This is a genomic window from Streptomyces scopuliridis RB72 (assembly GCF_000718095.1).
GTDB lineage: Bacteria > Actinomycetota > Actinomycetes > Streptomycetales > Streptomycetaceae > Streptomyces > Streptomyces scopuliridis.
Genome location: NZ_JOEI01000010.1, coordinates 157653 through 182614, shown reverse-complemented (window position 1 = coordinate 182614; position 24962 = coordinate 157653). Strand labels below are relative to the sequence as shown.

The 24962-nt window shown below is 70.9% G+C and carries 17 protein-coding genes; 5 read left to right on the top strand and 12 right to left on the bottom strand.

Annotated elements, in window-relative coordinates; all coding sequences use genetic code 11:
* Nucleotides 1-104 precede the first annotated feature (104 nt).
* Entirely contained in the window at nt 105-3368 is a 3264-nt protein-coding gene (locus IF11_RS42710; protein WP_030352171.1) for an AfsR/SARP family transcriptional regulator, read from the top strand.
* A gap of 121 nt (nt 3369-3489) precedes the next feature.
* Nucleotides 3490-4314 (top strand): NAD(P)H-binding protein, encoded by an 825-nt coding sequence (locus tag IF11_RS0115465; RefSeq protein WP_051745939.1) that lies wholly within the window; start codon nt 3490-3492, stop codon nt 4312-4314.
* On the opposite strand, the gene IF11_RS0115460 is transcribed toward IF11_RS0115465, so the two are convergent.
* The 8 genes from IF11_RS0115460 to IF11_RS0115425 form a co-directional block, all read right to left on the bottom strand.
* The gene (locus IF11_RS0115460) at nt 4311-5162 is read right to left on the bottom strand and encodes an alpha/beta fold hydrolase (RefSeq protein WP_030352169.1); all 852 of its coding nucleotides are present in this window, start codon (nt 5160-5162) and stop codon (nt 4311-4313) included. The genes IF11_RS0115465 and IF11_RS0115460 overlap by 4 nt on opposite strands.
* Before the next feature lie 147 nt (nt 5163-5309).
* Nucleotides 5310-6632: an NAD(P)/FAD-dependent oxidoreductase gene (locus IF11_RS0115455; protein WP_030352168.1), complete on the bottom strand. Its 1323-nt coding sequence runs from the start codon at nt 6630-6632 to the stop codon at nt 5310-5312.
* A gap of 220 nt (nt 6633-6852) precedes the next feature.
* Entirely contained in the window at nt 6853-7953 is a 1101-nt protein-coding gene (locus IF11_RS0115450) for an aldose epimerase family protein (RefSeq protein WP_030352167.1), read from the bottom strand.
* A gap of 92 nt (nt 7954-8045) precedes the next feature.
* Entirely contained in the window at nt 8046-9089 is a 1044-nt protein-coding gene (locus IF11_RS0115445; protein ID WP_030352166.1) for a LacI family DNA-binding transcriptional regulator, read from the bottom strand.
* Nucleotides 9090-9190: 101 nt separating this feature from the next.
* Nucleotides 9191-10252 carry an ABC transporter permease gene (locus tag IF11_RS0115440; RefSeq protein ID WP_030352165.1) on the bottom strand — a complete coding sequence of 354 codons (1062 nt, stop codon included), beginning with the start codon at nt 10250-10252 and terminating at the stop codon, nt 9191-9193.
* Nucleotides 10249-11235: an ABC transporter permease gene (locus tag IF11_RS0115435; protein ID WP_030352164.1), complete on the bottom strand. Its 987-nt coding sequence runs from the start codon at nt 11233-11235 to the stop codon at nt 10249-10251. Before IF11_RS0115435 ends, IF11_RS0115440 begins: the two co-directional genes overlap by 4 nt.
* The gene (locus tag IF11_RS0115430) at nt 11232-12842 is read right to left on the bottom strand and encodes a sugar ABC transporter ATP-binding protein (RefSeq protein ID WP_030352163.1); all 1611 of its coding nucleotides are present in this window, start codon (nt 12840-12842) and stop codon (nt 11232-11234) included. The genes IF11_RS0115435 and IF11_RS0115430 overlap by 4 nt, the downstream gene beginning before the upstream one ends.
* Nucleotides 12843-12955: 113 nt before the next feature.
* Complete coding sequence (locus tag IF11_RS0115425) at nt 12956-14041, bottom strand: ABC transporter substrate-binding protein (RefSeq protein ID WP_030352162.1); 1086 nt, start codon at nt 14039-14041, stop codon at nt 12956-12958.
* A 619-nt stretch (nt 14042-14660) separates the two neighbouring features.
* Here IF11_RS0115425 and IF11_RS0115420 point away from each other — a divergent pair.
* The gene (locus tag IF11_RS0115420; protein WP_240627777.1) at nt 14661-16943 is read left to right on the top strand and encodes an AbfB domain-containing protein; all 2283 of its coding nucleotides are present in this window, start codon (nt 14661-14663) and stop codon (nt 16941-16943) included.
* An 83-nt stretch (nt 16944-17026) separates the two neighbouring features.
* On the opposite strand, the gene IF11_RS0115415 is transcribed toward IF11_RS0115420, so the two are convergent.
* Nucleotides 17027-20302 carry a LamG-like jellyroll fold domain-containing protein gene (locus IF11_RS0115415; protein ID WP_420894614.1) on the bottom strand — a complete coding sequence of 1092 codons (3276 nt, stop codon included), beginning with the start codon at nt 20300-20302 and terminating at the stop codon, nt 17027-17029.
* Nucleotides 20303-20499: 197 nt separating this feature from the next.
* On the opposite strand from IF11_RS0115415, the gene IF11_RS0115410 reads away from it, so the two are divergent.
* Both IF11_RS0115410 and IF11_RS0115405 read left to right on the top strand, forming a co-directional pair.
* Nucleotides 20500-20853, top strand: a complete 354-nt coding sequence (locus IF11_RS0115410) for an ArsR/SmtB family transcription factor (RefSeq protein ID WP_030352159.1) — start codon at nt 20500-20502, stop codon at nt 20851-20853.
* The gene (locus IF11_RS0115405) at nt 20846-21478 is read left to right on the top strand and encodes an SRPBCC family protein (protein ID WP_030352158.1); all 633 of its coding nucleotides are present in this window, start codon (nt 20846-20848) and stop codon (nt 21476-21478) included. Before IF11_RS0115410 ends, IF11_RS0115405 begins: the two co-directional genes overlap by 8 nt.
* 51 nt (nt 21479-21529) lie before the next feature.
* Here IF11_RS0115405 and IF11_RS41605 read toward each other — a convergent pair whose 3' ends face one another.
* The 3 genes from IF11_RS41605 to IF11_RS0115390 form a co-directional block, all read right to left on the bottom strand.
* A complete protein-coding gene (locus tag IF11_RS41605; RefSeq protein ID WP_030352157.1) occupies nt 21530-21925 on the bottom strand; it encodes a hypothetical protein in 396 nt (131 codons plus the stop codon).
* Between the two features lie 256 nt (nt 21926-22181).
* Nucleotides 22182-23357, bottom strand: coding sequence for an epoxide hydrolase family protein (locus tag IF11_RS0115395; RefSeq protein WP_030352156.1), 1176 nt, complete (start codon nt 23355-23357; stop codon nt 22182-22184).
* Nucleotides 23358-23543: 186 nt separating this feature from the next.
* On the bottom strand, nt 23544-24692 hold the full coding sequence (locus IF11_RS0115390) for a winged helix DNA-binding domain-containing protein (protein ID WP_030352155.1): 1149 nt from the start codon (nt 24690-24692) through the stop codon (nt 23544-23546).
* Nucleotides 24693-24962 lie beyond the last annotated feature (270 nt).

Genomic DNA, 24962 nt, shown 5'->3' with positions numbered 1-24962 from the left:
GATTTCCTTCGGGTCCGCTTCGGGCCGCCTCCGGTGCCGGTGGGGACAATGGTGACCTGCGACAATTCCATTCCCCGCCGAACTGCCTGGGCTACGCTGGGCATATGCAATTCGGGGTGCTGGGACCGCTGGAGGTGTGGGCGACCAAGGAAAGGCTGGTACGGGTACCAGAGGTGAAGGTCCGGGCCCTGCTCGCCGACCTGCTCGCTCACAACGGGCGGGTGGTGCCGGCGGACAGGCTCGTCGAGGACCTGTGGGGCGGCTCCACTCTCCCCGCCAACCCAGTAGGGGCCCTCCAGGCGAAGGTCTCGCAGTTGCGCCGCGCGCTGGAGGAGGCCGAGCCCGGCAGCCGCGAGCTGATCACGCACAGATCTCCCGGCTACGCGCTCAAGGCACCGGAGACATCCGTGGACGCGGACCGCTTCCGGACGTTGGTGGCACGCGCCCGTACGACGGAGGACCCGCGCGCGAAGGCCACCGTCCTGACGGACGCTCTCGCACTCTGGCGGGGACCCGCCTTCGCCGACTTCGCGGACGAGCCGTTCGCCCAGGCCGCCATCGCCAGTCTGGAGGAAGAGCACCTCACCGCGGTGGAGGAGCATGCCGAGGCGCGTCTCGAACTGGGCGAGCACAGCATGCTGATCGGCGAACTGACCACGCTCGTGACCTCCCATCCGCTGCGCGAGCGGCTCCGGGTGGTGCAGATGCGGTCCCTCTACCGGGTCGGGCGTTCCTCGGAGGCGCTGGACAGCTACGCGGAGCTGAGGAGGCGCCTCGACGAGGAGCTGGGGCTCACCCCCGGGCCGGCCATCGAGGAGCTCCAGCAGGCCATACTCCGCCAGGACCCCAAACTCCAGGACGCCAAGGGCGCGTTGCACACGATCCCCGGCATCCGGTCGCGCACCAATCTGCCCGCGGGGGTGAACCCTCTGGTGGGGCGGCACGAGGCGCTGGCGGAGGTGACGCAGTTGGTACGCGAGCGCCGGCTGGTCACCCTCACCGGCCCCGGCGGGGTGGGCAAGACCCGGCTCGCCACCGCCACGGCCAGGGAACTGGACGCCGAATTCCCCGACGGGGTCTGGCTGGTGGAGCTGGCGGGGCTCGGTGGAGCGGGGCCCGCGGGGCCGGGGCCGCTGGCCGAGCACATGATGGCGGTGATCGGTATCCGCGAGGACTCGGGCACGGCGGGGATCGTTTCGTCCGCAGGCGGCTCCGTACAGCGGCTGACGGGAGCGCTGGGCTCCCGGCGGCTTCTGCTGGTCCTGGACAACTGCGAGCATGTGGTCGACGCGGTGGCCGAACTGGTCAGCGCCCTGATGGAAGCCGCCCCGCACCTCACCTTGATGACGACCAGTCAGGAGGGGCTTCGCATACCGGGTGAGACGGTGTGGCCCGTGCCGCCGCTGAGCCTGCCACTGCCCGGCAGCGACACGGCCACGCTCCGGCGCTCCAGTGCCGTCCAGCTTTTCACCGCGCGGGCCAGGGCCGTGGATCCGAGTTTCGTCCTCGACGCGGTCACAGCGCCCAAGGTCACGGACATCTGCCGTCGGCTGGACGGGCTGCCGTTGGCGCTGGAGCTCGCGGCCACCCGGCTGCGGACACTCGGCGTGCAGGAGCTGCTGGACCGGCTCGACGACCGTTTCCGGATTCTGAACAGTGGATACCGGGGCGCGCCGCAGCGGCAGCGGACGCTCCAGGCGACCATCGACTGGAGCTGGAGCTTACTCAGCGCGCAGGAGCAGACGCTTCTGCGCGGACTCGCCGTGCACGCCGAGGGCTGCACGCTGGAAGCCGTCGAGGACCTGTGCGTCAGCACGGAGGTCTCCGGCGACGAGGTGCTGGACATTCTGGCGCGGCTGGTGGACCGGTCCCTGGTGATCAGGACGGACAGCCAGCCCGTGCCGCGCTACCGGCTGCTGGAGTCCGTCGCGGTCTACGCACAGCGGAAGTCCCAGGAGCTGGGCGATGCCGCGGAGTTGGCCGCTCGCCATCTGCGGCACTACACCGAACTGGCCGAACGCGCCCGGCCGCATCTGCACGGCCGCGACCAGCGCCACTGGCTGCAGATCCTGGACGCGGAATCCGCCAACTTCCAGCGGGCCCTGGACGAGGCACGGCGTACCGGCTCCGCGCCGTGGGCGCTGCGGCTGGCGAACGCCCTGACCTGGTACTGGTTTCTGCGCGGCAGGCTCGGTGAAGGGTGCCGTGCGCTGGCCAACGCGCTCGGCGCGGAAGGAGAGGCGCCGACGGCCGACCGGGCCGAGGCGCAGACCTGGTACACGGGGCTCGGCATGCTGCTGGGCGAGAGCGGGCCGGGCGGCGACGCCCCGCTGGACGAGGACCGGCCCGAGCGTACGGTGGGCCGGGCCAGGGCGGAGTGGTTCCTCGGGTTCGCCGAGTGGAGCCTGGGAGCCCTGACGGCCGGTGAGGAGCGGATGAACAGCGCCCTCACCGACTTCCGCGCGCTGCGCGACACCTGGGGAGTGGCAGCCGCGCTCAGCACCCGCGCGGCCCTGGCCATGGCCAGGGGCAATCTGGAGGCGATGCGCGGCAACGCCCTGGAGGCCCGGGGGCACTTCATCGCCCTCGGTGACGCCTGGGGCCAGCTCAAGGCGACCGAGGTGCTGAGCGTCCTCGCGGAGATCAACGCGGACTACGAGCTGGCGGCCGGGCTGCACCGTGAGGGGCTGCGGATCGCCGAGTCGCTGGAGCTGTGGTCGGAGGTGTCCCGCAAGCTGTCGGGCCTGGGCCGGATCGCCCTGCTGGCGGAGCGGCTGACGGAGGCGGAGGAACTGCACTGGCGGGCGCTGCGGCTCTCGGTCGACCAGGGGAACCGTCCGGTGGAGCAGTTCGCCGAGCTGGGACTCGCGCTGGGCGCCCGGCGTCAGGGCCGGCTGGATATCGCGGAGGAGCATCTGCGGCCGTGGCGGGAGTGGAACCGCAGCCGAGGAGCGTTCACCGGACTCGCTCTGGTTCTGGCCGAGTTGGGGTTCATCGCCGAGCAGCGCGGGGACGCGGCCGCCGCACTCTCCCTGCACCAGGACTGTCTGACCACCGCCCGGGTGACGGGTGACTCCCGGGCCGTCGCGCTGGCCCTGGAGGGACTGGCCGGGGCGCATACGCTGGCGGGACGGTACACGCGGGCCGCGCGGCTGCTGGGGACCGCCGCGGAGACCAGGACCCGGTCCGGCGCCCCGCTGCCGCCGGCCGAGCGCCGCGATGTGGAACGGATCTCCGCGCGGATCAGCGCGGCGCTGGGCGAGGACGCGTTCCGCGCCGGGCTGGCGGCCGGGGCGGCCCGGGACCACGAGACCGCGGCACACGAAGAGGAGCGGTTCGCGTCGGACCCCGGGAGTGTGCCCCGGTGAGACCGCGGTCGCGGCGGATTCGCGAGCACACCGTTCCCGCCCTCGCGACACGCCCCGGATCACCGGCGCCTTTCGGCCAACTGCTCTGATCCACATGGAGAGTTCATGGTCTACTCGCCCCATGAGACGCGCTAACGAACATGGTCCCCTCCTGGTCGTCGGCAGCACCGGCAAGACCGGCCGGCATGTGGTGGAGCGGCTTCGGCGGCTCGGCGAGGACGTCAGGCCGGTGTCGCGCTCCACTTCGGTCCGGTTCGACTGGTTCGACGAGGCCACCTGGGAGACCGCGGTGTCCGGGGCGCGCGCCGCCTATCTGGTGGACTCGCAGGATGAGAACGCCGGCGAACGGATGCGGGCGTTCGCCCCGTTCGCCGTCGAGAGGGGTGTCGAGCGGCTGGTGCTGCTCTCGGCGCGCGGCTGGGACGACTCCGGCGAACCGGAGCTGCTGGCGACGGAGAACGCGCTCAAGGACTCCGGCGCCGCCTGGACGATTCTCCGGCCGACCTGGTTCATGCAGGGCTTCACCGAGGACGAGACCCTGAGCGCGCCGGTACGGGCCGGGGAACTGCGGTTGCCGTGCGGCGACGGACTGGAGCCGTTCATCGACGCGGAGGACATCGCGGAGGTCGCGGCGGCCGTACTCACCGGCGGCGGACACCAGGAGACCACCTACGCGCTCTCGGGCCCGCGCGCCCTGAGCATGGGTGAGGCGGTCGACACGATCGCCAAGGCGACCGGCCGCGCGATCCGTTACGTACCGGTCTCCGAGGAGGACTATGTGGCCGGGCTCACCGCGGAGGGCCTGCCGGAGGAGCAGGCCCGCTTTGTGGCGAAACTGTTCGGCTGGTCCAGTACTGGGGCGACCCTCCGCCTTGCGATCGCACGCACCGGACGCCCCCGGGCCCGCCCTTCGGGCGGACGGCGCTACTTTGAAGACAGGCCCTAGACGAGCCCCCCGCCTCGGCCCGCACGGCGCAGGATCTCCGCGGCGATCGTCTCCGGCACCTGCTGGGGCTGCCAGTGCGAGACCCCTTGGAGCCGCACGAAACGGTACTCCCCCGTCACATGGTCGGCGGTGTGCTCCGCGGCGAAGACACTGACCGAGGGGTCGTGTTCGCTCCAGATGTGCGTGGTCGGTACGGTGACGGGCCCGAGTGGACCGTTGTCGTCCCGCAGGGTGCCCGCCCGGTACCACTGGAGCGCGGCCCGCAGCGTCCCGGGGGCGGTATGCGTGCGGACGTACCGCCGGATCTGCTCCTCGCTCAGCACGCCCTCGCCGGCCTGCCGGAACCAGCCGTCGAGCCCGGCCGCGCCGTCGGCGAGGAAGGAGTCGGCCGCGTTCTCGGCGCTGAGCACCTCGATGTACCCGGAGTTGTCGCGCTGTTCCGGGTCGACGCGCAGCGCGTGCTGGTAGGCGTCCAGATGGGGGAACGCGGACGCCGTCAGGCTCCGTACCCGCTCCGGCGTACGCGCCGCCATGTACCAGCCGACGACCGCGCCCCAGTCGTGGCCGGCCACGTGCGCCGACGCGATGCCGAGGGCGTCCAGGATGCCCAGCGCGTCGCCCGCGAGCTCCGGCAGCGCGTACGCCTCGGTCGGTTCCGGACGGGCACCCGGTGAGTATCCACGCTGGTCGGGGGCGATGGTGCGCAGCCCGGCCCGGTGCAGGACCGGCGCGATGTCGGTCCAGGACTGCCGGTTATGGGGAAAGCCGTGGAGGAGGAGTACGGATTCGCCGTCCTCGGGTCCCGCCACATCGACGTCGAAGACCAGCTCGTTCAAGGGGATCTGCATCAAGGCTGCCTGTCCATGGGGAGATGGGCGTGTCGGCGTCGGTGACCGGTGTGCGCGGGCATGACCGGCGGGTTTCCGGGCCGTGGTGCGGAAACCCGCCCCGGCGGAGTGCGCCCGGACCGTGACGTCGCGGGCGCGTCGAACGCGTCAGCCGGCCCCCAGCGCCGCACGCACCTCAGGGGTGCGAAGGGCCTCGGGCGGGTCGACGAGACCGATGACCCGCGCGTAGGCCGCCGCGACGTCACCGTTCCGCTGCGCGGCCTCCAGGATCCGGCCGATGTACTCCTGGTCGGCGAGGATCTCCGGCGTTCGGTCCCCCTCGACACCGGGGAACCCCAGATCGTTGCTGAGCGCCTGCCGCCACGCCTCGTCGACCGCCTCATGGGCGAGATCGCGGAAGTACGCGAGCGGATCGGGCAGGCTGCCGCCCGCCGTGTGCGCGCGCAGCACGAGCGAACCGAGGGCCGCGACCGTCATGCCCTGTCCGTACGTGGGGTTGAAGCTGCACACCGCGTCGCCCACGGCGAGCAGCCCGGCCGGCAAGCGTGTCATCCGCTCGTAGCGGCGGCGCAGACTCGCGGGGAACCGGTAGGACACCGGGGCGTCGAGCGGCTCCCGGTCGACCATCGCCTCGTAGACCTCGGGTGACGAGAGCGACTTGAGGAAGTCGAGAAAGCCCTCGGGGTCGGTGGGCGGCACGTCGCCGAGGATTCCGTACGCGGTCACGATCTGGCGCCCGCCGTCGATGCGGGCGCAAATCGCCCCTCGCGGGTGGTCCGGTGTGGCAACGATGTCGACCGAGAGATCACCGGGCGACGGTTCGGGCCCTACGCGGTAGTGGCGTGTCGTATAGGTGAGGCCCACCTGGGTCCGTTCCTCCGGGACAGTCGGCCAGCCGTGGTGTCTCAGCCAGCGCGGGACCCGCGAGCCACGCCCCAGGGCGTCGACCACCAGATCGGCGGGGAGGACGGAGGCATCGCCGGAACCGCCGCGCTCCACCGTCCGTACGCCCGTCACCTGGCGCGCCCCAGGGGCGAAGCGCAGGCCGACTACCTCACGGTGGTCGAGGAACTCGACATTCGGCAACGCCCTCACCCGGCGGCGGACATGGGCCTCCAGTGTCGGCCGGGAGACGGACACCGCGAGCAGCCCGGAGTCGCCCTTGCTCATCGCGACGCCGTCCATGATCCAGCGGACATTCCCGGCCACATCGCCCGTGACCGCGCCCGACTCCTCCAACTGCCCGGTGATACCGGGGAAGTACTCTTCGAGGATCTGCTGCCCCCGCGCCAGGATCCCGTGCACGTGGCGCCCTTGGGGCACCCCCTTCCGGGGCTCGGGAAGGCCGGTCAACTCGTCGCGGTCCACCACGACGACCTCGTCGTACGTCTCCGACAGTGCCCGGGACGCGAGCAGGCCCGCGATGCTCCCGCCCAACACCACGGCCCGTCGCCACTCATTGCCTGTCATGGCGAGGCGCCTCCTCTATGTTCGTCACCGCTCGTATGTACACACCCCCGCCGTCCGCCTCTGGAGGACGCCTGTGTCCCTGAGGACTCACGGACGCTAACTCCGGGCGGTAACCGGTGGCCCATCGCGCGGTAATTCCCCTGCCGATGCTCCGTTGACAGCACGGGACGACGCACTCAGAAGGGCCGCGCGCCGTCCCGCCGTCGTCCGCGGGGACCGTTCAGCCGCCGGTGGCGTCCCGTCCCCGCCTGAGGTGTGGGAACCTCAACTCGGTCCGGCTGGAGGCCACTTCATCCGGGCGCAGCAGCGTGGAGGGATGACCCGGGCGGTTGGGCGAGTCGGGCAGGTGCTGGGTCTCCAGGCAGACGGCGCCGTGCCGTTCGTGCGGCCGGCCGGCGGGGTCGGTGAGGGAGCCGTCGAGCTGGTTGGCGGTGTAGACCTGGATGCCGGGTTCCGTGGTCCATACCTCCATCACCCTCGCCTCGCCGGGGGCGGCGAGACGGGCGGCTCGGCGCGGGTCTGCGGCGCGTCCCGGTTCCGCGTCCCGCAGGACCCAGCAGTGGTCGAAACCCCCGGCCGCACTGAGCTGTTCGTCGGGCAGGCCGATCCGGTCCCCCAGCGGGTGCGGAACGGTGAGGTCGAAGGGGGTGTGCCGGACGGGTACGGCGGGGCCGCGCGGGATGCCCCCTCCGTCGACGGGCAGATACCCGTCGGCGTCCACCTGGAGGGTATGGCCGAGGATGCCGCCCCCGCCGGTGAGGTCGAAGTAGGCGTGGTTGGTGAGGTTGACGACCGTGGGGCGGTCGGTGGTCGCGGTGTAGTCGAGGGCGAGGGTGCCTTCGGTGTCGAGCGTGTACGTCACGGTGACGTCGAGCGCGCCGGGGAATCCCATGTCGCCATCGGCGCTGTGCAGGGTGAGCCGGAGCGCCGCGGTGCGGTCCGTACGGTGGGCCGCGGCCTTCCACACTCTGGTGTGGAAGCCGTCGGGACCGCCGTGCAGCGCGTGGCCGCGGTCGTTGGCGGGGATGTGGTGCACCGCGCCGTCCAGGGTGAAGCGGCCGTGCGCGATGCGGTTCGCGTAACGGCCGATGAGGGCCCCGAAGTAGGGGTTCTTCCCCGTGTAGTCGTCGAGGGAGGCGAGCGAGCGGACGACCGACGCGGTGTCTCCCGCGGTGTCGGGCACCATGAGCCGGTGCAGGATGCCGCCGTAGGTGAGGATCTCGGCCCGGACTCCGGATCCGGAGTCGAGCGTCCAGAGATCGACCTCCTTCCGCCCGGGAGCGGTGCCGAACGGCTTGCTGTGCGCGGTGGGGGTGGGCATCAGGGATCCTTGCGACGAACGGATGGCGGGGAGGAGCGTGGGCTGCCAGGGGCGGCGCGTGCGGATGCGTCCCGGGGTCCCGCCGCCGCGCTTCAGGCGTGTCCCGGCTGCCCCGGGTCCGGGGTCCTTCGGGACGCGGTGGATTCGCGGACGACCAGGCGGTAGCCGGGGCGGGGCCTGCGGGGTTCGGCCACCGGCTCGCCCGAGAGCCGTTCGACGAGACTGTCGACGGCGAGCCGGGCGATGGCCTCCTTGTCCGGGGCGATGGTGGTGAGCGTGGTGGCCCCGTACCGGCTCTCCTCGATGTCGTCGAAGCCGACGACGGCGACATCGTCAGGGATGCGCAGACCGCGTTCGGTGAGCGTGCGCATCGCGCCGATGGCGATGAGGTCGTTGTAGGCGAAGACGGCGTCCGGTCGCTCCCCCCGGTCGAGAAGCGCGGCCATGGCGGCGGCGCCGTCCTCCCGTCCGTAGCCGTCGGTGACGATCACCAGGCTCTCGTCGGGCGCGATGCCCGCGGCCACCAGTTCCTCGCGCCAGCCGCGCAGCCGCAGATGGGCCGGCTGGCGTTCGCGGCCGGTGCGTGAGCCGAGGAAGGCGATACGGCGGTGGCCGCGGTCGAGGAGGTGGCGTACGGCCGCGCGGGCCGCCGTGACGTTGTCGATGGCGATGTGGTCGTACGGGGCCTCGTACTCGCGCTCCCCCAGCAGGACCAGGGGCGCGGTCTCGCTGCGCGCCATGAGGTCCTCGGTCTCCAGGTGGATCGGGCTGAGGATGACGCCGTCGATCACATGCGAGCGGAAGCCCTGGCAGACCAGGAGCTCGTTCTCGCGCAGGCCGGCGGTGTGGTCGACCAGCACGGTGTAGTCGTGCCTGGCCGCCGCGTCGATGACCGCGCCGGCCAGTTCGGCGAAGTACGGGTTGCCGAACTCGGGTACGGCCAGGGCGATGATGCCGGTGCGCCCCTTGCGCAGATGGCGCGCGGTGAGATTGGGCCGGTAGCCGAGTTCGTCGATGGCCCGCTGCACCTTGGCCCGCATCTGGGGGGTGACGTGCTGATAGTTGTTGACCACGTTCGACACGGTCTTGATGGACACGCCCGCCCGTTGCGCAACGTCCTTGAGGCTGACGCCCACGGCACTCCTTGACTCGACAGGGAACCCGGCCCCGGTGAGGTCCGGGGCCCTGGGGTGGCCGGGTCCCGGTGGCCGGACGGCCACGCGGAACCCGGCCTGGTTCAGGTGGTTCTGCGGCTGCGCGCCAGATAGCGCTGTGCCACGACGACCACGATAAGGAAGCCGCCGCTGACCACCGACTGGTACGAGGAGTTGAGCGAGCCGATCTGGTTGATCAGGTTCTGGATGACGGCCAGCAGCAGGACGCCCCAGAGCGTGCCGCTGACCGAGCCGGCGCCACCGATGAGGAGCGTGCCGCCGATGACGACGGCGGAGATGGCGTCGAGCTCCATGCCGACGCCGACGATGGTGACGCCCGAGGACAGCCTGGCCGCGTTCAGCGCGCCGGCGAGTCCCGCCAGCAGCCCGCTGAGCGTGTAGACCAGGATCTTGGTACGGGCGACGGGCAGCCCCATCAGGCCGGCCGCGTCGCTGCTCCCGCCGACCGCGAACAGCGACTGCCCGAAAGAGGTCCGTTGCAGCAGCACTCCGCCCGCCCCGAACAGCACCAGGGCGATCAGGAGGGGATAACCGAAGCCCAGGACGCTGCCCTGCCCGAGCTCGGCGAACACGGAGTCCTTGGGCACCAGATAGGTGGTGGCGCCCTCGTCCGTGAGGGCGAGGAGCAGACCCCGGGCCGCGAGCAGCGTGGCGAGCGTGACGATGAAGGGGGCCATGCCGGCGCGGGCGATGAGGAAACCGTTCAGCAGCCCGATCGCCCCGCACACCACGAGGGGCACCAGGAGCGCCGTGAAGAAGCCCCATTGTGAAGCCCAGGCCGCGAGCACACCTCCCAGCGCGAACACCGATCCGACCGACAGGTCGATGCCTCCGGTGATGATGACCAGCGTCATGCCGAGGGCCACCACGGCGAGGAACGACGCCTGGACGGTCACGCCGCGGGCGTTGTCGAGGGTGGCGAACGTCGGGTAGACGAACGAGGCGACGAGGATGACCGCGAGAAGGACCGCGAGCACGCCCTGACGCTGCACGAGCTCGGCGAGACGCTGCTTGAGGGGCGTCTCGGCGGCGGGTTCCTCGCGGGGAGCCCCGCCGCCGGCCGGTGCGGGAGTCTTCTTCGGCGCCGGGACGGCAGCGACCGGAGCGGGTGTGGTTTCGTTCATCGGGACCGACGCTCCCGGGCGACGTAGACGGCGGCGATGATGATGGCCGCCTGGGCGATCTGTGCGGTGGAGTCGGGCAGGTCGTGCTTGACGAGGGTGGCGCGCAGCAGCTGCATCAGCAGGGCGCCGGCGACGGTGCCCAGGACCCGGATGGAGCCGCCGTTGAGCGGGGTTCCGCCGACCACGACCGCCGTGATGGCGGAGAGCTCCATGAGGGTGCCGAGCGAGGAGGGGTCGCTCGCCGTCAGCCTGGCCGTGGCGAGGATCCCCGCCAGGGCGGCCAGCACTCCGCAGAGTATGTACACCCCCATCAGAACGCGGGTGACCGGCAGTCCCGCCAGGGAGGCGGCCGACCGGTTGCCTCCGACGGCGACGATCTGACGGCCGAAGGTGGTACGCCGCACCAGGAAGGCGACGGCGACCGCGAGCACCCCGGCGATCAGCACCACCAGCGGGACACCGAGGAAAGATCCGGTGCCGAGCGCGAGGATGTCGGGGTTGATGATCTGCTTGAGCTGGCCGTCGGCCATGACCAGGGCGATGCCCCGGCCGCCGACGAACAGGGCCAGGGTGGCGACGATGGGCTGCAGCCCGATCAATGAGACCAGGGTGCCGTTGACGGCTCCGACGACGGCTCCCGCGAGCAGGGCCACGACGAGCCCCGGCACCAGCCCGTATCCGAGATAGAGCGGGAGCAGGGCGGCGGCGAGTGCCATGGTCGAGCCGACCGACAGATCGATGCCCTCGGTGCCGATGACCAAGGCCATGCCCAGCGCCACGATGACGATGGGGGCGACCTGGACGAGCTGGGTGCGCAGATTGTCGGCGGTCATGAAGTGCTCGGTGAACAGCGCGTTGAAGACCAGCAAGACCGCCACGGCCGCGTACACGCCGTACTCCTGGTACCAGGCGGGGTCACGGAGCCGGGCCAGCGGGCGCGCGGGGGCGGGGGCGGGGGCGGGGGTGAGAGTGGCCTGGGTCATCGGGGGTCCTCCTGTGCGGCCGGGGCCTTCCCTTCGGGCACCGGTGCGTGGTCGGCGAGCACTTCGAGCAGTTGGCTCTCGCCCACGTCGTCGCCGGACAGTTCGCCCGCGACGGCCCCGCCGCGCAGGACGACGATCCGGTCGGCGCCCTCGATGAGTTCCTCGATGTCCGAGGAGATGAGCAGCACGGCCAGGCCCTCGCCGGCGAGTTCGTCGATGAGGCCCTGGACCTCGGCCTTGGCGCCGACGTCGATGCCCCGCGTCGGTTCGTCGAGCAGGAGGACCTTGGGTTCCAGACAGAGCCAGCGGGCCAGCAGCACCTTCTGCTGGTTGCCGCCGGAGAGTTCCCCGACCTTCTGTTCGGGACCGGCGGCCTTGATCCGCAGCCGCTTCATGAAGACCTCGACGATACGGTCCTGCTTGCGCCGCGAGACCACTCCTGCGCGGGAGAGACGCGGCATCGCGGCGAGCACGATGTTCTCGCGCACCGACAGGCCGGGGATGATTCCCTCCGCCTTGCGGTCCTCGGGCAGCAGGCTGATGCCCGCCCGGATCGCGCCCGCGGAGGTGAGCCTGCGCAGTCTGCGGCCACCGACGGTGAGTTCGCCCCCGTCCAGGCTCAACGCGCCCGCCAGGGCCTTCGCCGTCTCGCTGCGCCCGGAGCCGAGGAGGCCGCCGAGGCCGAGCACCTCCCCGCCGTACAGCGACAGGGAGACGTCCTGGAGCTGGTGACGGCGGGTCAGGCCACTGGCGGTGAGTACGGGCGTGCGCTCCGCGTCATGTCCCCCGGCGGCGAAGCCGGTCACTCCGCTGCGCCGGACCTCGGCCATGTCGCGGCCGAGCATCATCGACACGAGCCGCATCCGGTTCAGCTCCGCGAGGTCGCCGGTGTGGATGTGGCGGCCGTCGCGCAGGACGGTGACGCGGTCGCAGATCCGGTAGAGCTCGTCCATGCGGTGACTGACGTAGATCACGGCGATGCCCTGGCCGCGCAGGCCGGCGATGACCCGGAAGAGGGTCTCCACCTCGCGCGGTTCCAGGGAGGAGGTGGGTTCGTCCATGACGACCACCCGCGCGTTGACGGACACGGCGCGCGCCAGCGCGACCATCTGCTGCGTGCCGATGCCCAGGGTGTGCAGTGGCCGGCGCGGGTCGACATGGACACCGAACCCGTCGAGCAGTTCCGTGGTCTCGCGGTGCATCCGGCCGAAGTCGATGAGGCCGAAGCGGTTCTTGGGCTCCCTGCCGAGGAAGATATTGCGCGCCACGCTCATCAGCGGGACGAGGTTCACCTCCTGGTAGATGGTGGAGATGCCCGCCTGCTGCGCTTCGAACGGCCGGGCGAACCGCACCTGTTGGCCGGTCATCCGTACCTCGCCCTCGTCGGGCCGGTACACACCGGTCAGCACCTTGATGAGGGTGGACTTCCCGGCGCCGTTCTCGCCCACCAGGGCATGGGTCTCGCCCGCGCGCAGGGAGAAGGAGACGTTGTCGAGCGCGACGACGCCCGGGAACCGCTTGCTCACCGCGCGGGCTTCGAGGACGGTGCCGGCCGCCGGCGGGGTGCTCTCCGCCGGCGCCTGAGCTGCTGCTTCGGGTGGTGCCATGGGTCTTCTTGGCCTTCCGCTGTTCCAAGGGGGTGGGCCCGGGACCGCCGTGGCCGGACAGGACCTGGCCGCGCGGCGAAGGGGGCGCTGCCCTTCGCCGCGCGGCGGAGGGGTCAGAACGCCCCGCCGAGGGACTCCTTGGCGTTGGACTCGTCGTACGCGCGGTCCGCGATGATCACGTTCTCCGGAATCTCCTCGCCCGCGTAGAACTTCTGCGCGGTGGCGAAGGCGAGCGGCCCGAAGCGCGGGTTCGACTCGATGACCGCGTTGTACTCCCCGTCGACCAGCGCCTGAACGGCGTTGCGGGTGCCGTCGACCGAGACGATCTTGACGTCCTTGCCGGGCTTCTTCCCGGCCGCCTTGAGCGCGGTGACCGCGCCGAGACCCATCTCGTCGTTCTCCGCGTAGACGGCGGTGATGTCGGGCTTGGACTGGATGAGCTGCTCCATCACCTGCTGACCCTTGTCCCGGGCGAACTCGCCGGTCTGCTGGGCGACGATTTCGAGGCCGGGCGCCTTGGCCTTCAGCTGATCGACGAAGCCCTTGGTGCGGTCCGTGGTGACGTTGTTGCCGGAGGCGCCGAGCAGGATGGCGACCTTGCCGCTGCCGCCGGTCGTCTTGATCATCGCGTCGGCCGCGCGCTTGCCCTGCTCCACGAAGTCGGAGCCGAGGAAGGCGACATAGTCTTTGCAGGCGGTGGAGTTGACCTTGCGGTCGATGGTGAGGACGGGCACCTTCTTCGCCGCGGCCGCCTTGAGCGCCGGCTCCAGCCCGTCCGAGTTCAGCGGCGCGACGATGAGGAACTGGGCGCCCTGGGACAGCATGTCCTGGATGTCGCTGATCTGCTTGGAGAGCTGCGACTGCGCGTTGGTGGTGAGCAGCTTCTTGACGCCGACCTTGGCCGCCTCGTCCTTGATGGACTGGGTCTCGGCGATACGGAAGGGGTTGGCCTCCTTCTCCGACTGGGAGAAGCCGACCACCGCGTCCTTCAGGTCCAGCTTCGGCGCGCCGTAGGTCTGCAGCGAGCAGCCCGAACCGGACGTGGCCTCGGGGGTCTTGGCCGCCTGGGCTCCCTGGCCGCTGTCACCGCCCGCGCTGTCCGTGGTCTCCGACTTGGAGCAGCCGGAGACGGCCAGCGCAGCGGTCGCGGCGAACACGCAGGCCGCGGTGAGAGTACGGGATCGACGCTGATTGATCATGCGCGGGACGCTCCTTGGCGGGATGACGGCACTCCGGTCGGGTGCGGTCGGGGCATGGGGCAGGGCATGGACGGGGCGCGCTGAACGGTCATCAGCCGCGTCAGGGCTTGATGACGCCGCATCCTCACGGCCCTGCCACGAGCGGTGACGAGGGCGGTCGTGAGAGTCCGCGCTGCCTGTCGGCGGCTCGGTTTACAACGTTATATAGGCGCTGCGCCGCAGGCGGCAAGAGAGTTGTCGATGCGTTTCCAAAATATGTCGGCCGCGCGCGGCGCCCGGGGCGTCCCGGCCGGGCGGGCGGCGGGCGCCGGGTTCCGTGACAGCCCTGGACACTCGTTCGACGGCATGCTGTCATACGGCCGACCGTCAATTTTGCAACGTTGCAAGCGAGTTGCCCCGGACCACGAGCCCGCATCATCACCCGCACCACGAGCCGCCTCATCACCCGTACCACGAGCCGCCTCATCACCCGCACGACCGCCGCACGACCCCATCCGCACCGCTCCCCCACGCCGGTCCGGTCGCGGGGAGCGTCATCCGTGGAGGAGACGTACCGATGAAGCGTGTGTCCAACCCCGGCCGCCGGCCGTGGTGGAGACGTCTGACAGCCGCGACCGGCATGCTGACGCTGGTGGCGACCGCGCTGGTAGGGGGCGCGACGACCCCCGCCCAGGCGGCGCCCTGGACGCCGAAGCCCGCTCCGATGACCACGCCCTGGACCGCCCAGGTGCCCGTCGACAATCCGCTGCCCGAGTATCCGCGCCCCCAGCTCACCCGCCCCGACTGGACCAATCTCAACGGCATCTGGGACTTCGCGGTGACCGGCCGTGACGCCGGGCAGCCGTCGGCGTTCCCCGACCGCATCCGGGTTCCGTTCGTCGCCGAGTCCGCGCTCTCCGGCATCCAGCGCAGGATCACCGAGAACGACAAGCTCTGGTACAAGCGCGCCTTCACGGTCCCCGCGAACTGGACCGGCCGCCGGGTCCAGCTCCACTTCGGCGCCTCCGACTGGCAGACCACCGTCTGGGTCAACGGCACCCAGGTCGGGGCGCACAAGGGCGGGTACGACGCGTTCTCGTACGACATCACGCCCCAGTTGAACGGCGGTACGAACACCGTCGTGGTCTCCGTCCACGACCCGACACAGACCGGCGGCCAGGCGGTCGGCAAGCAGCGGATCAACGAGGTGACGCCCCATCCGGGCGGGGGCATCTTCTACACCGCGGCGTCCGGCATCTGGCAGACCGTCTGGCTGGAACCGGTCGCCGCGTCGCACCTCACCCGTCTCGACATGACGCCGGACCTGGGCGACAGCACGCTCCGGGTGACGGCGCGGGCCGCCGCGGCGGGCGGCCGCAGTGTCCGGGTGACGGTCTCCAGCGGCGGGACCGTGGTCGCTACGGCGACCGGCGCCGCGGGCGCGGAGATCTCCGTACGCCTCGCGAACCCCCGCCTGTGGAGCCCGGAGGACCCGTTCCTCTACGACGTACGAGCCGAACTGCTCGACGGTGCCACGGTCGTCGACGCGGTCGGCAGCTACGCGGGGATGCGGTCGATCGCCACGTCGAAGGTCGGCGATGTCCTGCGCCCCGTGCTGAACGGACAGTTCGTCTTCCAGACCGGCACCCTGGACCAGGGCTACTGGCCGGACGGCATCTACACCGCGCCGACCGACGCCGCGCTGAGGTCGGACCTTCAGGCACACAAGGACCTGGGCTTCAACATGGTGCGCAAACACATCAAGGTCGAGTCCCAGCGCTGGTTCTACTGGGCGGACCGGCTCGGGCTCCTGGTGTGGCAGGACATGCCGGCGATGGACACCGCGAAGACCCCCGACGCGGCGGCCCGCACCCAGTGGGAGGCCGAGTACCACGCCGTCATCGATCAGCACCGCAGCTCGCCGTCCCTGGTCATGTGGGTCAACCAGAACGAGGGCTGGGGACAGTACGACCAGGCCAGGATCGCCGACGAGGTGAAGGCGTACGACCCGTCCCGTCTGGTGAACAACATGAGCGGGGTCAACTGCTGCGGCTCGGTCGACGGGGGCAATGGGGATGTGGTCGACAACCACATCTACGTCGGTCCCGGAAACACCGCCCCCACCGCCACCCGGGCCGCCGTCCTCGGCGAGTTCGGCGGGCTCGGGTACAAGGTGCCGGGGCACGAGTGGTATCCGGGCGGCGGCTTCAGTTACGAGGATCAGCCGAGCCTCGCCGCGCTCAACGACCGCCTCGTCGGTCTGCTCGACAGCATCCGTGTCGGTCAGCTGCCCGCGGGGCTCTCCGCCTCCGTCTACACGGAGATCACGGACGTCGAGAACGAGGTGAACGGGCTGCTCACCTACGACCGCCAGGTGGTCAAGGCCGACGCCGCACGGGTCAGAGCGGCGAACCAGGCGCTGATCCAGGCCTCCCGTACCCCCGCCCCACCGGTCACCCTGCCCACCGGGCAGTACATCTCCCTGCGGGTCACCACCCCGGGCCACACCAACAAGTACCTGCGCCACTTCGAGCAGTTGGCCCACACCGCGGTCGTCGACAGCGGCAGCGACGGACTCCTCAAGAACGACGCCACCTGGAAGGTCGTCACCGGTCTCGCCAACGGCAACTGCTATTCGTTCGAGTCCCGCAACTACCCCGGCGAGTATCTGCGGCACCGGGACTTCCGGGTCCGGCGGGACGCCGACGACGGCTCGGCACTCTTCAAGGCCGACGCCACCTTCTGTACGGTCGCCGGCACGGGCGGCGTGCGCCTGTCCAGCGCCAACCTCCCCGGCAGCTACATCCGTCACATCAACTCCGACGTGTGGCTGGCCACTCCCGGCGGCGGTCACGCGTGGGACAACCCGGCCACGTTCACCGAGGACACCACCTGGGCGGTGGCGGCTCCGTGGGCGCCCTGATCTGAGCCTCCGTGCGGCGTGAGGGCCACGGGGGCGGCCCGGCCCGGCAGCGACTCGCTCCGTCGCTGCCGGGCCGTCGTGCGTTACGGCTGTTCGCCGTCGTGGAGCGCGCTCACCTCCGCGGCGGTGAGCGCCTTGTCGTACACCCTCACCTGGTCGACGGAGCCCGTCCAGAAGTCGACGTTCCCACCGTTCCACTTGGCACGGCCGACGGAGAGCGGTCCGGTGCTGACATCGGCGGGCCCGGCCGGGGCTGTCGCCGCGAGCGTGCCGTCGACATACAGCTTCAGGTCGTCTCCCTCCCGCACACCGACGAGGTGGTACCACTTTCCGGTCTCGGGCTTCATCTCCAGACGGGCGCGGTGACCGCCCGGGGTGCTGAAGGCGAACGCGCCCTGGCCGTACTGGAGATAGAAGGGATTCTCCGTCCGCCGGCCGTCCTGGCTGACCACCGTGGCGTAGTTGCCGGGGAGCGAGTCGAGCGTGGCCCACGCGGACACCGAGTAGTTCTCGGTGGTGTCGACCACCGGGCCGCGGGTCTCGGCGTACTGGCCCTGGCCGTTGAACCGGAGGGCGGAGCCCCGTACGCCCGGCGCCCAGGTGGTGCCCTCACCGAGGGTCAGGGACGCCTTGTTGGGACCGCTGTCCCGGGCCGTCGTGCCCTTGTTCTCGTCCAGCGACCAGGCGGCGCCGCCCTTCAGCCGGTCGCGGTCGCCGGCCGCCGCGCCGGCCGCGATGACCTGCTGATTGATCTGCCGCACCTTCTTCGGGTCGACCTTGATCTCACGACGGTCGTATGTCCAGAGCCCGTTGAGCTCGTTCTCCAGATCGCTGACCTGGGTGTAGACGGAGCCGGACAGTTCGGCTCCGGCCGCGGCGAGATAGTACGTTCGGGTGTTCTCGACGTACTTCGCCGTCAGCGCGGCCTTGTCCGCGACCCCGCTGTAGATCGCCGCGGGAGCACCCGGCCACATGTGTCCGGCGGTACGGAGCGTGAAGCCGCCGTGCTCACCGTCCATCGCGGCGCGGTGGTCGGGGAACGGCGCGTCGTTGTTCAGGTAGTCGTGGTGGTCGATGATGTCGCCCTTGCCCGAGTCGCCCTTGGACGAGCAGCAGTTGACCCCGCTGTGGGCGTTGACGACACGCGACGGGTCATCGGCCTGTACGGTCTCGGTGATCTTCCCGGTCTCGACCCGGTCCCACTCGCCCCAGCCCTCGTTGAAGACGATCCAGCCGCCGATCGAGGGCGCGTTGTGCAGCTGCGTCATCATCTCCTTGCCCTGCGCGAGGAACGCCTGCTTGCCCTGATCGCCGGTGATGTCGCTGGAGACGAAGTCCTGCCACACCAGCAGACCGAGCCGGTCGGCGTGGTAGTACCAGCGGGGCGACTCCACCTTGATGTGCTTGCGCACCGCGTTGAAGCCGAGGTCCTTCTGCGCCTTCAGGTCGAAGGTGAGCGCGGCGTCACTGGGCTGGGTGTACAGCCCGTCGGGCCAGAAGCCCTGGTCCAGCATGGCGAGCGAGAAGAACGGCTTCCCGTTGAGTACGAGCTTCTGGTAGCCGCCGACCTTCTCGACACGGAGGGAACGCATCCCGAAGTAGCTGTCGACGCGGTCCGTGGACCGGCCGTCCGTCAGGCTCACCTGGAGGTCGTAGAGATACGGGTCGTCCGGCGACCAGAGGCGCGGGTTCCTGACCGGCAGGGTCAGCGCGCGATTGGCCGGACCGGTGACCGTACCGACGACCTTCCCCTTCGTGTCGCGGGCGACGGCCTTGATCCGGGCGCCGGGCGAGGCGTCGGCGGAGTTGACGGTCAGCGCGAGGGTGCCTTTGCCGATGTCCGGGGTGGTGGTCAGGGAGTCCACCGCGGCGGGCGCGACCGGCTCCATCCAGACGGTCTGCCAGATTCCGGAGGACGGGGTGTAGACGATCCCGCCCGGGTGGGTGGACTGCTTGCCCTTCGGCTGATTCGGTCCGGTGACATCGGTGACCGCGACGATGATCTCCTGCGGGCCGGTGCCCTTGACCGCGTCCGTGATGTCGGCGGTGAACCCGGTGTAGCCGCCGGTGTGTTCGGCGACCTTCTTGCCGTTGACCCAGACGGCGGCCTGGTAGTCGACGGCGTCGAAGTTGAGCCTCAGCCGCTTGCCGCCGTCGCGGCCCTTGCCGATGGACCAGTTCTCCGGCACGGTGACGAGCTTGCGGTAGAACATGTGATCCTCGTGCCGCTCAAGACCCGAGAGCTGGGACTCCACCGGGAACGGCACGGTGATCCGTTCGCCGAGCCGCTTGCCGAAGGCCGGCTGCTCGCCCGCTGCCGCTCCGGCGAACTCCCAGGGGCCGTTGAGGTTCTTCCACTGATCGCGCACCTGCTGCGGCCGGGGGTACTCCGGCAGCGGGTGGTTACGGTCCAGCTTGTCGCCCCATGTGGTGGTGAGCCGGTGTGTGGACCGGTTCTTGGCGGTGCGGCTGATCTCGGGGACGGTTTCCCCGCCTGCCCGCAGGCCGCCCGCACCGTCGTACGCGACGCGGACCTGCTGGCCCTTCTGGACGGGGGCCGCCAGCGTCACGATCAGCGCCTTGGGGTTGTCCGACGCCCTGGCCACCGACGTCACCGGCATCGGTGAGGTGTCGGCCTCGATCTTCAGATGGTCCTTCACGCCGCCGGTGTTCTCGACCTTGTCGTTGAACGTCGCCTGGAGCCGCCTGCCGTCCTCGGCCACGCTCAGCGCGACCGGGTAGACCTCGAAGTCGGCGGGCGGTGTGAACGCCTCCTCCGGCACGATCCGCTTCTTCAGGTCCTGGCTCGCCCAGCGCAGGAACATGTTGGCGCCGCCGGTGTCCTGGAACATCTCCAGCCGGAACTCGTGGGGTTCGCCGGCGGTCAGCGCGATCGGCTCGCTGTGCTGCTCGACGTCCCAGTCGGGCTGCCAGTGGTCGATGACCACAGCGCCGTCGAGGAAGAGCCTGAACCCGTTGTCGCCGATCGCGGAGAAGGTGTAGTCACCGGTCGCGGGGGCTTCGATCTGCCCGGTCCAGCGGGCCGTCGTGTGCTCGGTGCGCCCGGTCGTGGACTCGAACGTGCCGGTGAGACCAGGGAAGTTGATCTCGGGGTCCAGTGCCACGCCGCCGAGTTCGGCGAAGTCGCGGGCCCCCGGCGCGGACATGCGGAAGTACTCCCCCTTCAGTCCGTGCACCTCGGTGGCCGGGTCGTCGGACGCGAAGGCGTTCACGGTCGCAGCGGCGGTCGGAGCGGCAGCGGCGGCCGGGACCAGCGTGGCGCCCACGGGAAGCAGCAGCGCGGCGGCACACGCGAGTGCTCGAAGCAGCGTGCGGGGGCGAAGTGGTTGTCGTCTCAAGGCGTCGTCCTCGTCGAAGGGACAGAAGTGCCTCGCACCTGCGGGATGCGGCAGCACACAGTCGAACATTGAGCCACAGCCCCAAACACATAACAACAGTCGTGCACGCACATTTTCAACGATGGAAAGCTGGCGGGACAGCCGTCGACCATTCATAACCCTTGCCTTATATAAGCGAGTGGTGGCATAGTCGCCGCGTGCACGCCTTTGACGTTCTGGGGGATCCGGTCAGACGCCGGATATTGGAGCTGCTCGCCTCGGGCGAGCGGGCGTCGGGTGAGGTCAGTGCCGTGATCCAGGACGAGTTCGGGATTTCTCAGCCGGCCGTGTCACAGCACCTTCGGGTGTTGCGGGAGAGCGGGTTCGCATCGGTGCGGGCGGAGGGGACTCGGCGGTTGTACGCCGTCGAGGCCGAGCCGCTGCGTGAGGTGGACGCGTGGCTGGAGAGGTTCCGGGGGTTCTGGGAGCAACGGCTCGACGCGCTCGGGACGGAGCTCGCGCGGGGAAAGCGCGAGCGCAGGATGAGAGAGGAAGTGAGCGGAGATGAGTGAGATCGTCGACGAGATCAACCGGCTGCACCGGGAGGTCGGCACGCGGCGGGTCGCGGCGGGTGAGGCGCGTACGGTGCTGTTGCGGCGCACGTATGACGCCGACGTCGCCGACGTATGGGACGCGGTGACCTCGCCCGAGCGGATCGGGCGATGGTTCCTGCCGGTCAGCGGGGAGTTCAAGGTCGGCGGGCGCTACCAGCTGGAGGGGAACGCCGGGGGCGAGATCCTTGAGTGCGCCGCGCCGGCGCGACTGCGGGTGAGCTGGCTGTTCGGGCCGGAGCCGGGATTCAGCGAGGTCGAGGTGCGGCTCGCGCCGGAGGGCGAGGGGCGGACGGTGTTCGAGCTGGAGCATGTGTCCGTGGTGCCGGAGGAGTTCTGGGGGCAGTTCGGTCCCGGGGCGGTCGGGGTCGGCTGGGACCTGATGTCCCTCGGGCTCGGGATGCACCTCGCGGGCGGCGCGATGAGCAAGGAGGAGGCCGCGGCCTGGCAGACGTCACCCGAGGCGAAGGCGCTCATGTCGCGGTCGGGCCAGGCATGGGGCGACGCGTATGCCGCCTCGGGCGCGGACGCCGAAGTCGTGGCGGCCACCACGGACGCGACGATCCGCTTCTACACGGGAGCGTAAGCCTGGGGCGTGGACACACCGGCCCGGTTCAGGCACGTATCCGCCCCGGAACTAATGGCCGTGCCTGGGGAGATGGAAGCGGTGCGCCGGGCGGCGCGAGGCCTCGGTGGTGCCCCTGGCCGCGGAGCTCGCCCTGTCCGAGTCCGCGCGGGTTTCGTCGAGTCGCCCCCTGAGTTCCTCGCGCTCGGCCACGGCATCACGTGCTGCGCGCCGCTTCCTGCTCCTGCGGGCCATGAGAGCCGCGGCGCCCAGCGCGAGCCACAGCCCGAGGCCGAAGATCAGCGTCAGCGCGATCCCGCTCAGGAAGGCACCCAGCGCGTTGATCGTGAACGGGTGGCTACCGAACAGCGACACGACGTAGTCCGGTCCTCCCGAGAGGTTGAAGACGATGAGCAGAGCGGTGAAAGCGGCGGCGGCCGCCATCAGCAGAATCCCGATGATCAACATGGCTACCCCTTGTATGCGCGGCTAGGTCCTGTCCGGTCGGTCTTCGCGGATCAGGCCGCGGCAGCGGCTCATGTCACTGCGGCGTCGCGGGCCCGCGAAGACCGGCCGGACAGGGCCTGGTCGCCCGAGCGGTCCCGCCCCAGGCCGAGGCCGAGCAGGACCCCGGCCGGCGGGCAGAACACCTTCCCATCGTCCTGCCCCGCCGCACCGGCCGCATCTGGGGAAGCCGGCCGCCCCCCGCGCGCGGGCGGCGCTCTCAGTCGGTCGCCGCCGGGCGGTAGGGGCGGAAGAACGCGCGCAGCTCCTCCGCGTAGAGCTCGGGCTCCTCGAACGGCGCGAAGTGCCCGCCGCGCGCGGGCTCGGTCACGAACACGGCGTTCGCCGTGCGCTCCAGCCACGCTCGCGGCGGCCGGACGATATCGCCGCGGAAGAGCGAGAAGCCGGACGGCACCTCGACCCGGCGGGTGAGCTGCTCGGGCGGAATCGCGCCGTTCGCGTGGTACATGCGCATCGACGAGCCGATCGTCCCCGTGAGCCAGTAGAGCGTGACGTTCGTGAGGATCTCGTCCTTCGTGAAGCGCCGTTCGACGTCTCCGTCGCAGTCGCTCCACGCCCGGAGCTTCTCGACGATCCACGCGGCGAGCCCGGCCGGTGAGTCGGTGAGCCCGAAGGCGGCGGTCTGGGGCTTCGTGCGGTGCATGGCTCCGTAAGCACCTTCCGTCGCACCCCAGGCCGCGGCGCCCTCGAACCAGGCGCGCTCCTCGGGCGTGAGGTCCGCCGGGTCGCCGGCGAAGACGGGCAGGCCCCCGTCCATGCGGTGGACGGCGACGACCCGATCCGGGTGGTCGAGCGCGAGGTAGCGGCTCACGTGGCTGCCGATGTCCCCGCCCGCCGCGCCGAACCGCTCGTAGCCGAGGACGCCCATGAGCTCGGCCCACAGACCGGCGACGGCGATGGAGTTGAGCGGCGGGCCGGTGGGGCGGTCGGAGTACCCGTAGCCCGGCATGTCGGGTACGACCACGTCGAACGCGTCGGCGGGGTCCGCACCGTGTGCGCCGGGATCGGTGAGGAGCGGGATGACCTTCGCGTAGCGCCAGAACGAGTCCGGCCAGCCGTGGCTGAGGACCAGCGGCAGGACGGGCCCGGCCGGCGCCACGGCCCGGGCGTGCACGAAGTGGATCCCGAGGCCGCCGAGCCGCGCGCGGAAGCGGGGCAGTTGGGCAAGCGCCGCCTCCTGCGCCGGCCAGTCGAAGCCGTCCGCCCAGTAGGCGACGAGCTCGCGGAGGTAGGCGAGGTCCGTCCCGAGCGACCACCCGGCGTCCTCGGGCGCGTCCGGCCAGCGCGTCGCGCGCAGCCGTGCGCGGAGGTCCTCAAGCGCCGCGGGGGCGGTCTGCTGGGTGAACGGCTCGGGACGGGGCAGGGCATCCGGCATACGACGCACCCTACAAGCCGCGCCGCACGACCGCGCGAACGCGCTGAGCCGGCGCCCGGCCCGCTCGTCGCGCGACGAGGAGCAGGCCGCGCTGTTCCAGGAACGGGATGACGCGCCGCCGACCGCACGACCCCGGACACGTGAGCCCGCGCTCCCGACGGCCGCCCGTTCCCGCTGTCACCCGGCTCAGTCACCAGGGAGCAGCCGTATTTCCGCGCCCGGCAGTCCCTTGGCCCACCAGTGGTCGTAGCGTCCGTAGACCCTGGGGTCGCGGGCGGCGAGGAACCCGATGAGCGACCTGGCCTCCGCGGCCAATCCCTCCCACACACCGCCTGGAAGGGGATGGAAGGCGGTGGCCTCGATTCCGCCGTCGACGGCACGCCAGACGCCGGCGACGTAGCCGTCGACCAGCAGCGTGGGCAGCACGTCGCCGTTCACACGCGTCACTTGCTTGCGGTAGGCGGGCGGGATGACGCGGCTGCGGTCGGCGTAGGCCAGCAGGGTGCTGTCCCACATCGCCATCAGTCTGGGTGGAGCGGGAGTGTCCTCGGCCGGCCGCGGTGCGCCCGGGATGTCGTACATCACCGTGCCGCCAGGGCCTTCCAGTTGGTCGAGTTCGCCGGCGAGCGTGTTCACCGCCGTTCTGACCCGGGCCCGCTGTACCAGCGCGAACTGCGCCATGTCCGCCACCGACGCCGGCCCGAAGCCCTCCAGGTAGCGGCGGATCAGGGTCCGCAGACTCCCCGCGGCCACGTCAGGATCCGCCAGTACGGGCAGCATGCCCGCCGCGACGTACGACGGCCGGGTCCGGAACGACCAGGGCCCGCCCGTCGGCGCGTGCCAGAGCGGCGCGTACTGCCGCAGCATCCGCTGGGCCGCCGACTCCATCGGTGCGCCCAGCCTCGCTTCCAGCCAGCCCCCCATCTCGGCGGGGGTACGGGGCTCGTCGGCGTACTTCAGAAGATCCGGGACCAGTACGGCGGCGTCGTCGGCGGTGAGCCCGGAGGCCTTGAAGCGCGCGTCGCCGAGCCGTCCGCCGCGCAGCGTCGGCTCCATGGCCTCGCGGAAGGTCCGGTAGTCCTCGGCGTGGACCGCGTGCAACGTGAGTCGCATCAGCGTCGCCTTGACCGTCCGGAGTCCGGCGAGGGCCGTGTCGAGGCCGGCCGGGTCGAAGCCGCTGAGTCTGTTCCACAGCGCGATGTACGGCGAGGCGGGCTGCTGTGCCTGCAGCGCGACCACACGTCGCACCGCGTCTCCGACGTCGAGCGGCTCACGGTCCAGCAGCAGTTGCCGGGCGAGCGTGGCCCGGTTGAGCGCGTGCGCGGTGATTTCCATGCCGGGATTCTCTCGTTCCCCCAATCACGCGGAAGCGCCGGCCTCCGGGTGGGCCGTCGCGCTCCGGCGCCCGTCGGTCGGGCTCGGGTGCGTACTGACCGATCCGATCACCCACCGGCAACCCCCTCGGAAACCCGGAACCATTGCGTGAGCCCTTTCCATTGCCCACACGCTCGACTTTCCTGTCAAGGGCGATATTCCCCACACTCGAAGGGCGCTGAACAGCGGCCTTAACCAGCGATGTTGCGGTGTTACGGTTGGCCCCGGCCA